A 9736-nucleotide genomic window follows, 5' to 3' on the forward strand; every position below is an offset into this window, starting at 1 on the left:
GTTCAGTTCCTTTGGTTCAGTGCGGCAAAGCGGTCGATCGTGCTCCGCTTCTTCTTCGGTTCTGCCTGTGCTGGTGCCTCGTTCCCGCCGCGGACCGGATCACCCCCTTTCGGTTGAAGGGGAACGGGCTTGGCCCAAGGCGGCAGTTTGCCTTGGGCCCACTTGATGTCTGCTCGGTCCGGCTTCAGGATTTGCCGGGCCGCTTCGGCGTAGCCGTAGAGGTCGAGAGTTTCGTTCGGGCCGGATCGGACCCATTTGCCGTCGGTCTTGGTTTCACCGAAGAACTCGTCGGCAAAGCGCTGCTCGAAGCCGCGATAGAAGCTGCATTCTCCCGGCGATCCGTCATCGATGGCAAGACGCTCGTAGATCGTGACCTTCAACTCGTCGGCGCCGAGCGTGTACTCGACAATGACTGGTTCGACGGGCTTGCCGTCCTCACCCTTGTCGACCTTGCGCGGGGCATCAGGCACCGCCGGTCGCTTGCCGCTGGCACCCTTGATGAGTTTCACCTTTGCCCATCGCTTGCCCCAGACATGCCCGGCGGTGAGGGCGCGGCGTGCGAATTCGCGCGCCTTCCAGGTCACGTTGCCGTCGCCGCTGTCGACGCAGATGCACGCCACCGGCATGACGAGGTCTGGATCGTCTTCCAGCGGGAACCGCCGCTCCACAACCTCGTCGATCAGGACAAGCCAGTCATCGACGTTCTGCGACAAGTGGAGGTCGCGCATCGTCCCATCGGCGTGTCGGCGTTGCCGGATTGTGAGGCGATCGATCAGCCAGGACCGGCCCTCGAGATCCCAGCCCTTGAAGGCGACGTCGAACTTGCGGGCACCGGTATCTACCGCGGCGGTGATAAACCGCACCTCTGCAGGGACTGTTCCGCGGTCGTAGCCAGGGTTCTGATCCGATGGTTTCGCGCGCTCCATGACCTTGTCGGCGCTGAGATTGCCCAGCGTCGCGGCGCCTTCGAAGATCTCGCCGAGCTGCTTCGACATGAATTCCTTGAGCAGCTTGGGGTCCCTGGTGCGCTCGTAGTGGATCAGGGCCGCCTGGTAGTCGCGGGCCAGTTTGCCCATCGTCTCGGTCTTGAGCATGGTGCCGTGAACCCAGAAACCCCGATTGGGCGTCGGGTCCGGATCGCCGATGACACCGGCTTCGGGATCGAGCCGTTGGCCGCGGTGCATGTAGCCATCGATGGCGTTGCCACCGCTGGTCACGGCGGCATCGATCATGGCCCTTCGTTCGTCATCGCTGATCGCGGCGCCGCAATGGGGGCAATAGATCGCGGCCGTCTTCTCGGCCATGTCGAGCCTTTCGTCGGTCGAAGCCTCTGGATCCTTCTGCCAGTCCAGCTTGAACTGAGGGACACCGGGCCAGAACTTCGTGGCGTAGGCCGCGGCGTGGCTGAGGCAGTGGCAGCACCGCAGGACGAAGATGCCGCGACTGGTGTCCTCGTAGGCGGCGCCGACGCCTGCTTTCCAGCCAAGGTCGGGGTGCGAGATAATCGCGCCCTTCTTGCGGTTTCCCAGAAGCTTCTGGCGACCGTCGATCTGGGTGCGCGGGCTGGACTGGTACTTCTTGGTGTTGGCGTCGGACTCGTCGAGCACCATCACGCCGGGTTGGCGGTTCCGGAACGTCGAGTCCTTGGCGCTGAGCCATTCGACGGGATAGCCCCGGATCTTCTTGAAGGCATCGGTATCATCGCCGCGGGCGGTGCCGACGCGGGCCTGCAAGTCCGGGTTTAACTCGAACATCGGTTTCACGACGTTTCGGCAGTAGGCGGTTACCGCTTCGTCGCTGTTCAGGACCCAGGAAACCCATGTCATCGGACCGAACTTGATCCGCTTGAACACGTAGTTTTCCATGACCGCTGTGCCGCCGCTGCGTGACGGCTTCGGCATCACCAGAAGGTTGCAGGCCTCGTCATCGAGTGCATTCATCGGCCCGATGTTGTGTGGTGTCCGCCAGCGATCATAAGGGATCACGGCGCCGTCTTCGGGGCCCGGCAGTTTGCGGTATTTTTCGGCGCAGTCGACGGTACTGATCGATTCCGGCGGGGTCAGCAGCTCGATCGCGGCACCGATCAGATCGAAGGCGTCGACTAGACATTCACCGGACGCCAGTTCCTCGATGCCGTCCTGCAATGCAGCGGGCGACATCAAGGCGTTCATGCGTCAATCCGTTCCTTGTCTGAGCCCTTCGATAACCGTGCGCGCCGCTGCGCGCTGGCGGAGCAGTACACCTTGCATGGCCTTGTCGATGATCGCCCGTACTTCCGGAGGCCACTGTCCGGAGGGGTCCAGTTCCTGCGGTGCTGTCAACGCGACTTCCTGCATCCGGGAAAAGACCTGGTTCAGGACCGTTCGGGTCGTTCCCGCATCAACCAGGGCGCCGGCGCGCTCCCGCATGTCCATGAGGCGACCCTGTGTATCGAGGATCTTCTTCATGTCATCGAGGTCGATGCCGCGCATGGTTTGCGCATCGGCACCCAAGGCCATGGCGTTGATGCGCTCAGCCTTCTCGATTTCGGTTTCGGTTAAGGCCCGGAAATGCTCGATCAGGAACCAGATGGTTCGGACCGGGCAGAACTCGTACTTCAAGCCGTTGGATCCGCGCATGAAGGCGCCACTTTGTTCGAACCCATCGATCTCGTCGCACCAGTCCCGCAGGGTGGCCCAGCGCACTCCGAGTATGCCGGCCATCGGCTGCGAGGTCAGGATCTCGCCGCGAGGCAAGGCCATGACCTTCGGCCTTGCTTCCTCGAGCTTTTTCAGCCGCGCCGAGTGCTTTGTAGCCGGTCGCGCCATATCAGAAAGCCGCAGATTTCATGGGTTTATCGCGTCGTTGAGAGGTAGTCACATGACCTCCTCATGCCTCTGACGCGATGGTAGAAAAATGATTGACATCTCGAACACGGTCAACCCCGCTCCGAATCGCCTGTGGATTTCTTCAGGTCGACACGCTCACTTTGACAGAATTTTACAATCTCTTCAGATACTTGGCGGAATCTGACGACGGCTTTGCGGGGTGGGCACTTGGCAAAGATGTAGGATCTGGTCAGCGGAATATTTTCGATCACGACGGCGTCGAGGAACCGCAGATACATCGCCGTCATGCTGGATCGAACCGCCCGAAGGTTCCTCCTTGCCGTAGCCTCGAAATCATTCAGTGGCATCGGGGACTGGCCGAGCCCGCCTGACCCACCGCCGGTATTGCCGGACAGGCTGAGGTGATTGGATTTGTAGCGGCCATCAAGACGCGCGGCTTCGAACTGGTCCCGATACCATTCCAACGCGGCGCGCTGATCATCGGTAATGCTTCCACGGCCATGGAGCTGGTTGATGATCGGCGTCCGGACCCTGCGCACCGTCGAGACCGACCGTACCGTCCCATCCGGTGCCTTGGGCGTGAAGCGCTCGACGTCGCCCTTCGCCTTCCATTCCGGCGTCGGTTCCATGACGGTGTCGTCGAGGTGGACGAAGTTGCCATCGCTGACCTCAAGCTGGGCCGCTTCGCGCATGTCGTCCCGCGCACGATCGGCACGGTCGCGCTCGATCACCGCCTTGACCCGCCGGCGTTCGTCGATCGGATAGCGGCGTGCCGCTTCAGCCCGTTCGATCCGTGCGGCCTCACGAGCCTCTGCATCGGTCAAATTCTTGGACCCATCAGTCATCAATCGTTCCTTTGTCCGTAAATTTTGCCGGTGATCTGTTCCAGAAGCTCCCGGTCCTGCCAGGGCAGGCGAGCGATGCTGTCCGGCAGGAGGATGATCGTTCCGTTGTCGTGCCAGAGCTTCGCGGCGAAGCGTCGGGCACCGGCCGGATCGGGGTCCTGCATGAACTTGGCGTAAGGGGTCAGGCTGGTTCGCTTGATCGTCACAGCAAGCCTCCCTGCGTCATCTGGGCGTATCTGGCGTTGGTGACGCCGCGCCTGATGCAGGACCTGAGCCAACTTCGATAACCCTTCATTCGCTCCTCCGGCCATCCGGCGAAGTCTCCGAGTTCGCCTCTGGTGAGTTTCCTTGCTGCTGCGGCATCAACACCTTCCAGCACCTTGATTTCGTTCGTTCGTCCCGTTGGCAGATCGACGGTGTCGACGTAGTACCAGCGCTCCATTTCGCGGCTGACCGGGAGCGAATTGTTGTTCTCGCACCACGCCAACATGTCCTCGAAAGGCCAACGGCCTGGCGCATTGGCCAGCCAATCATCGGCCGCATCGCTCACGCCGGCTTTCTCCGGCGCAGCGTGTAGGCCCCGTCGGGATGGAGCCAGAGCAGCATCCGGGTCTCGGCGATCTGCTTCCAGGTATCAGGCAGGGCGTCGATCCATTCCTGCGGAGCATCCTCGGCCGCGAGCCGCGCCATGGCGTCATCGAAGCGGGTGGTGTGCTCCTGGCTGATCCGACGCAGGACGGTATCGCGCTTCGCCGCCAGCGGATTGCGGGTCGGAAACTCCCGGAGGATCGCAAGGCACTCCGCGATGGTTGGGAACCATTGGCATCGTTCCAGTGCCTTCACCTCGAGGTACTTGATCGCCTCGAACGGGTACTTGCCAAGCATCTGCTGGTAGGTCTCGGCTTGCACCTCGAGCGAGATGTCACCACGGTGCTGGCTGGGCAAACTGGCCTGCAGGGCTGTCATCGCCGCCATGAAATCACTCTCTCGGCAAGGCTCTGGATCCGGCAAACGGCAGTTCGCCATTGCTTCGAGCCGAGCGATCATCTGATCGGTCAGCCGCTTCGGCAGCTTCGCGAGATCGAGCCTCTGCAAGTCGACGCTGGAAGCCAGCGGCAGGTTTGTAACCTCCGCTTGAGGCGCCACTGCGGGCAGTACCTGTCCGACCTGTCGTGCTTCGGTTGCCATTGGAGATCCTTCGTTCTTCGGCTTTGGCGATCCAGGTGCCGAAAGCCCCGTTCCAGTTTTTGGCCAGTCGACCATTCGCCTCGGCGTGACTACAGAAGGCGAAGAGTTCTCGATCGAGCATGCCGGGCGGCCAGCCGTCGACGATGCGCTGGGCTTGCGGTCCAAGGCTGGGCTGGAAGTTTTCGGGAAGTGGTGTGTCGATACCGGACTGGCGCTTGGCCATCGTCGAGCGCTTCGGTTTCGGTGATGGAATTTCATCGCGTCCGACGAGTGCAAGTTCTTCACCCGCGCTCGCGTCAGAGGGAGAGACGATAGTCTCTTCCTCTATAATGGTTCCCTTGTTCCCTTGTTCTTTAGTTGTCCGGTGGCTGTCCGGTGGCTGTCCGGTTGCCTGTCCGGTTGCCTGTCCGGCCTCTCCGTTCAGGTCCTGATATTTCTCGTAATTGCAGATAGTTACGATTGACCGACCCTGTCCGGTTTCCCGTCCGATCATCTGTTCGGTTTGCAACCGGGTCAAAAACCGCTCTACCGCGGACGGAGACCACCCCCATTCCTTTGAAAGTTGAGCGCGGGACACGCAGAGTTGACCGCGTTCGAGCGTCAGTGTCGTACCGCCGACATTGAAGCGGCTCGGCTTCCAGCAAGCCGTCATCAAGAGCCAGCACCATGCACCGAGGCGCTGTGAATCTCCCGCGAATAGCGGATGATCCTTGGTGTCACGGTAGAGAGCTATGAAGCCGGACATCTCAGGTCTTACCTCCGGCCGCGCTTCGCCGCCGAGGTCGACACAAGCTCCCGGCCGCTGGCGACTAGGGTGACGATGCGCCACATATGACCGCTCTCGATCATGATATGCCCTTTGCGTGCCAGGGCGCGGATCATGGGCGTGACGTCGTCGATCCCGACGCGGTCGCAGATCTCCATGTTGGTGGGGCAGGGGCGGCCGGCATCAGCGGCCTGTTCGAGAACCCGCAGGACCTTGGTCTGGGCTACAGTGAGCTTAGAATTATGTACGGGGCAAATCATGCGTCGAGCCTTTCCGACTTGAGGCAATTGACGCACATCGGGGAGAACATCTCGATCGTCTTGGTGTCTCGCTCTCTCGGCGGACGTTCTTCCCATCCCCAAGGATGTCGGTTTGAAATGCGGCTCTGAAGATTCTCAATGCGAGCAGCCGTAGTCGGGCAAACCCGCCTTACGATTGCCAACTCTCCTTTGTTGGCGAATGCTCCACAGAGGCATTCTCCCGACATTCCGAGTTCAACGGCCACGGGGTTACGTGGCAGACCGGATGCCCTGAGATGGTGATAGATGAAGCTCTGGCCCACCCAGTACATGGGGTTTACCCACATTTGAGCGCCTTTGAAGTTTACTTCGCGCCCGCCATAGCCACTCCGACGCACGCTATCGTCGTGGCAGATTCCGGTGAGGAGCATCACCTTGTCTGAGCGGTTGGTCTTGCGCTGGCGGACAATCAATTCGACGGCACGCTCTTTGAGCCGAGCATACATAAACTGGTGACCGGCCGGTCCGGGGAAGCCGTGCTCGCTAACGATCTCGTCGTAGTCTTGCCCGCAATCTTCTTTCGCGCGAAGCTCTGTTAGAGGCCAACCCTGCTGTTTGCATGTCTCGCGAACAAACATGCGCGTTCGCTCTATGCCTATCCCCGTGTTGATATGCAGGACTTCGCATCCAGGGATGTTGTTCATGCACCAATGTGTGGTCCCCAAACTGCCATCACCACCGGAAAGCATTGCGAAGATCGCGACAGGGTTATGAGCTAGGGCCGCATCCACAATCTCACGCGGAGAAGGTCGCTCAACAGGGAACATCTCGAACTGCAGGCCGCAAATCAGTTCAGAGGTTGCAGTCATTTTGTCATTGCTCATGTCCGCTTCTTCCCGATCCAACGTTGTTCCTCGGCCTCCTCACGGTCCCACTGCAGGAGCACGCGGCGGACATTGAGACCGAAGGCGCTGAGGTGCGTGCCCTTGCATTCGACAAGGCTGTATGGGCGCAGGAGATCTGCGCGGTCGGAGGTGACACGAAAGCCGGTCGGAGACTTCCAACCACTCTTCAGGGCCTCGACGACACCGGCGGGGAGGCGCCTGGCATACTCCTCGGCATCCGGGACTTCGAAGCGCATCGACCGCATCGCATCGCGGCGGGCGAGATCCAACAGGATCGCGTCTTCTTCCTCAGTCGAGGTGATGTTTCCGGCATCGGCGAAGGGGCGTGCGGCCATCATGTGCCGGCGCCTTCGAAGACCGGCCGCAGCGTCTCGGCGCTGACCCAGGGCGGGGTGACGCCATCGAGCAGGATCGAATAGGTCAGGATGCCGATGGCATCGGCTTCGTCGTTCTTGCGGGGGGTGAAGCCGTATTGCCGGCAACGTTCGATCGTCAGCCGCTTCAATTGGTCGGTGGCGCTGGCCTTCTCACCGGCTTTGCGTTTCCGCCGGACACCGGCCTTGACCTCTCGGACGACCATGTCGCCGATGAAGTCCTTGCGCCAGCGTTCGATGTTGACGGCTTTGACAATGCGGCAGCGCTTGATGTGGCCGAACGACTGCGCATGTGCGGCGAGGCCGCCAAGCATCCATACGGTCTGTATGCTGGTGCTGCCGGAGAGATGAGCCGGATTGATTGGCTCCTCGAAATAGAGGTTCTCAAACGGCATGACCTTGTGGAGGTCGGAAAGATTGCGGTGCAATTTGGCGTAGACACCGCCATCGGTGGTCCATTGGGAACCAAGCTGCCAGTGGCCGTAACGCGGCGCATCGGTGCCTGGCACCCAAAGTGCCCAGCCCGTCGAAGTCTTGCTGAGATCAAGTGCGAGATAGCCGCTCATCGGATCAGTCCGCGAGCTCGAGCATCTCGTCTGATGCCTTGAAGATGATCGCGGGCGGCTTGCCGGTGGTGTAGATGGGCTCGATTTCCGGGATCGTGAAGGTCGGGAAATCGAGACTGAACAACCCGTCGCAACTCGGGCCATTCAACGTGATGGCGTAGCGCCCCTTCTTGTCACGCCTGGCGGGGAAGGATCCTTGGCTGATGTCGACGGCAAGCCTGATCTTTCCGGAATCGGGACCGGTGCCAAATGCCAGCGTGACCTTGGTTTCCTCGCCGTTGAGAGCAAGCTTCTTGGCAAGGCCGGTGCCGACGGAGATCTGGATATAGCGGGTCGGTTCACCGCCATTGCGGCGGGCCAGTACCCTGGCTTTGATCCTGATGCCATCGGCAGGAACACTGTCTTGCGAGGCATTCGGCTTGCAATTCTCGATGGTTTCGAAACCCATTTGAGGTCCCCCATAAATCTGCGCCATCCTCGCCGTGGCAGGCCATTCAAGAGGCGGGTAAGCCACCTGCCACGGTCCGGTGGCGCCAGCGCCGAAGCGCTGACGACAAGATCAGTTCAGTGCTGCTGCGGATTGCGAAGCGGGCTTGCTCATCGCGGCGCGTGCCGCCGCGCCAGTGCCAGGGGCGGGCTCGGCCTTCTTGCGGCCGCGGCCACGTCCGGTCTGCTGCGCAACCTCTTCCTCGCTGGCTTCGGTGAATTGCTCGGCAGCGGCGAGGGGCAGACCTTCACCTTCGTCTTCGTCCTGGTCGACAAGCAGCTCGTCGTCGTCACGTTCGCCGGTCGGGACCAGTTCGGCACCGTCCTCGCCTCTCGCTATCGTCACCAAATCACGCGGCAGGAAATGCTTGCGGACTCTAAGTCCATCAGAGAGGGCGAGCAGGAAGTGATCGCGCTTTGCTTCATCTTCGATGGTGTCGATTTTGATGATGAAGTTCATCACTTCACGCGGATAATTCGCGATTTCCTTGATGTCCTGCCAAGGCTGTGAGCATTCGCCTTTGGCGGTGTCGATCCTTACTAGCTTCGGTTTGATCTGCTTGTCGTAAATCTCGAATGCCTTGGCGGCATCGGGCCGCTTGTACTCGCCAGCGCCTTCTTCTTCGTGCTTGGCCATGTCGGCCTCCTTTGCTTCAGTGGTTGACGCGGCCGCCGGCGCGTCGGGATCGTAGAGAAGCTCGAAGGCTTCGGGGGGCGGCGGGTTCTTGCGGTCCAGGTCGGCGAGCATCTCGGCTTCGAGCAGGCCCATGTTGGACAGCGGTGCGGCTTCCTCGATCGGCATCCCGTCTCGGAGGTTCCGGCGGAGCATCCGCCATTGCTGCGAACCGTGACTCTGGAATGTGATCGCGTTCATGCCGGACCTTTCAAATCTGTGGCGGGGGAGGATTCGACACGGCGGTTAGGCAGGGATTGCGCCTCCGCTCCGATCGTGCCTGGTAGGAAACGCTGGCCCCCATCCTCCCGCTTTCGCAGCCGCCCCTGCGTCGGATTTCAGTTCGTCCGCGACCGCAGACGCGCGATACTTTCGTCGAGGTCGTCGCGTTCGCAGTCGGAGATATCGCGGCCCTTCGGGCTGTCCTTGTGATGCGCCTCGGCCTTTCGGTTCAGGAACTCGCGGCAGGCATCCTCGACGGCGTCGTGGTCGAGGTCATTGATCACCGGGACCAGCGCGGCCTCTTCGGGATCGAACAGTCGAGAGAGTAGGTGGCGGAGCGCCTCGACACGAAGCAGCTTCTTCAGTCCCCAAAGAGACAAGGCATTGCGTCCCTGTGCCCATGCCTGGACCGTCGCGACAGACAGGTCGGCCTTCTGGGCAATCTTCGGAATGGAAAGCTGCAGGTCCAGTCTGGCCTGCTCGAAGATCTCGATTTGGGTATCGATGATGTATGCGAGAACCGTATCGTCAGCTTGCATGATCGTATTGCCTCGTCCCGCTATTGTTGGCGGCATGGAAAAGGGATTTGAAACAGGAATGGAGCCCGCCGGCGGGGGGTGGGGATGCGGCGGGCTCCGCGGCCG

The 9736-nt window shown here is 61.1% G+C and carries 14 protein-coding genes; all 14 read right to left on the reverse strand.

Annotated elements, in window-relative coordinates; genetic code table 11:
• Nucleotides 1-2 precede the first annotated feature (2 nt).
• Nucleotides 3-2171 (reverse strand): terminase gpA endonuclease subunit, encoded by a 2169-nt coding sequence (locus SPHV1_RS00410; protein WP_054944177.1) that lies wholly within the window; start codon nucleotides 2169-2171, stop codon nucleotides 3-5.
• A 3-nt stretch (nucleotides 2172-2174) separates the two neighbouring features.
• Nucleotides 2175-2741, reverse strand: a complete 567-nt coding sequence (locus SPHV1_RS00415) for a hypothetical protein (RefSeq protein ID WP_156367173.1) — start codon at nucleotides 2739-2741, stop codon at nucleotides 2175-2177.
• A gap of 176 nt (nucleotides 2742-2917) precedes the next feature.
• Complete coding sequence (locus SPHV1_RS00420) at nucleotides 2918-3673, reverse strand: hypothetical protein (RefSeq protein WP_054944179.1); 756 nt, start codon at nucleotides 3671-3673, stop codon at nucleotides 2918-2920.
• Complete coding sequence (locus tag SPHV1_RS00425; protein WP_054944180.1) at nucleotides 3673-3879, reverse strand: hypothetical protein; 207 nt, start codon at nucleotides 3877-3879, stop codon at nucleotides 3673-3675. The genes SPHV1_RS00420 and SPHV1_RS00425 overlap by 1 nt, the downstream gene beginning before the upstream one ends.
• Nucleotides 3876-4223, reverse strand: coding sequence for a hypothetical protein (locus tag SPHV1_RS00430; protein WP_054944181.1), 348 nt, complete (start codon nucleotides 4221-4223; stop codon nucleotides 3876-3878). The genes SPHV1_RS00425 and SPHV1_RS00430 overlap by 4 nt, the downstream gene beginning before the upstream one ends.
• Nucleotides 4220-4648, reverse strand: coding sequence for a hypothetical protein (locus tag SPHV1_RS00435; protein WP_156367174.1), 429 nt, complete (start codon nucleotides 4646-4648; stop codon nucleotides 4220-4222). The genes SPHV1_RS00430 and SPHV1_RS00435 overlap by 4 nt, the downstream gene beginning before the upstream one ends.
• Nucleotides 4649-4652: 4 nt before the next feature.
• Nucleotides 4653-5606: a hypothetical protein gene (locus SPHV1_RS24750; RefSeq protein ID WP_156367175.1), complete on the reverse strand. Its 954-nt coding sequence runs from the start codon at nucleotides 5604-5606 to the stop codon at nucleotides 4653-4655.
• Nucleotides 5607-5614: 8 nt separating this feature from the next.
• Nucleotides 5615-5887: a hypothetical protein gene (locus tag SPHV1_RS00440; RefSeq protein WP_054944183.1), complete on the reverse strand. Its 273-nt coding sequence runs from the start codon at nucleotides 5885-5887 to the stop codon at nucleotides 5615-5617.
• Nucleotides 5884-6750, reverse strand: coding sequence for a hypothetical protein (locus tag SPHV1_RS24755; RefSeq protein WP_054944184.1), 867 nt, complete (start codon nucleotides 6748-6750; stop codon nucleotides 5884-5886). Before SPHV1_RS24755 ends, SPHV1_RS00440 begins: the two co-directional genes overlap by 4 nt.
• Complete coding sequence (locus tag SPHV1_RS00450) at nucleotides 6747-7109, reverse strand: hypothetical protein (protein WP_054944185.1); 363 nt, start codon at nucleotides 7107-7109, stop codon at nucleotides 6747-6749. The genes SPHV1_RS24755 and SPHV1_RS00450 overlap by 4 nt, the downstream gene beginning before the upstream one ends.
• On the reverse strand, nucleotides 7106-7711 hold the full coding sequence (locus tag SPHV1_RS00455; RefSeq protein ID WP_054944186.1) for a hypothetical protein: 606 nt from the start codon (nucleotides 7709-7711) through the stop codon (nucleotides 7106-7108). The genes SPHV1_RS00450 and SPHV1_RS00455 overlap by 4 nt, the downstream gene beginning before the upstream one ends.
• Before the next feature lie 4 nt (nucleotides 7712-7715).
• Nucleotides 7716-8159 (reverse strand): hypothetical protein, encoded by a 444-nt coding sequence (locus tag SPHV1_RS00460; protein ID WP_054944187.1) that lies wholly within the window; start codon nucleotides 8157-8159, stop codon nucleotides 7716-7718.
• 111 nt (nucleotides 8160-8270) lie between these two features.
• Nucleotides 8271-8999: a hypothetical protein gene (locus SPHV1_RS00465; protein WP_054944188.1), complete on the reverse strand. Its 729-nt coding sequence runs from the start codon at nucleotides 8997-8999 to the stop codon at nucleotides 8271-8273.
• Nucleotides 9000-9208: 209 nt separating this feature from the next.
• Entirely contained in the window at nucleotides 9209-9631 is a 423-nt protein-coding gene (locus tag SPHV1_RS00470) for a hypothetical protein (protein WP_054944189.1), read from the reverse strand.
• Nucleotides 9632-9736: the final 105 nt, after the last annotated feature.

The sequence above is a fragment of the Novosphingobium sp. KN65.2 genome, from assembly GCF_001368935.1.
Lineage (GTDB): Bacteria > Pseudomonadota > Alphaproteobacteria > Sphingomonadales > Sphingomonadaceae > Novosphingobium > Novosphingobium mathurense.

Coding starts and splice junctions, on each gene's coding strand:
- SPHV1_RS00410 (WP_054944177.1), bottom strand. CDS start 2,171: ATGAACGCCTTGATGTCGCCCGCTGCATTGCAGGACGGCATCGAGGAA.
- SPHV1_RS00415 (WP_156367173.1), bottom strand. CDS start 2,741: ATGGCCTTGCCTCGCGGCGAGATCCTGACCTCGCAGCCGATGGCCGGC.
- SPHV1_RS00420 (WP_054944179.1), bottom strand. CDS start 3,673: ATGACTGATGGGTCCAAGAATTTGACCGATGCAGAGGCTCGTGAGGCC.
- SPHV1_RS00435 (WP_156367174.1), bottom strand. CDS start 4,648: ATGGCGGCGATGACAGCCCTGCAGGCCAGTTTGCCCAGCCAGCACCGT.
- SPHV1_RS24750 (WP_156367175.1), bottom strand. CDS start 5,606: ATGTCCGGCTTCATAGCTCTCTACCGTGACACCAAGGATCATCCGCTA.
- SPHV1_RS00440 (WP_054944183.1), bottom strand. CDS start 5,887: ATGATTTGCCCCGTACATAATTCTAAGCTCACTGTAGCCCAGACCAAG.
- SPHV1_RS24755 (WP_054944184.1), bottom strand. CDS start 6,750: ATGAGCAATGACAAAATGACTGCAACCTCTGAACTGATTTGCGGCCTG.
- SPHV1_RS00450 (WP_054944185.1), bottom strand. CDS start 7,109: ATGATGGCCGCACGCCCCTTCGCCGATGCCGGAAACATCACCTCGACT.
- SPHV1_RS00455 (WP_054944186.1), bottom strand. CDS start 7,711: ATGAGCGGCTATCTCGCACTTGATCTCAGCAAGACTTCGACGGGCTGG.
- SPHV1_RS00460 (WP_054944187.1), bottom strand. CDS start 8,159: ATGGGTTTCGAAACCATCGAGAATTGCAAGCCGAATGCCTCGCAAGAC.
- SPHV1_RS00465 (WP_054944188.1), bottom strand. CDS start 8,999: ATGCCGATCGAGGAAGCCGCACCGCTGTCCAACATGGGCCTGCTCGAA.
- SPHV1_RS00470 (WP_054944189.1), bottom strand. CDS start 9,631: ATGCAAGCTGACGATACGGTTCTCGCATACATCATCGATACCCAAATC.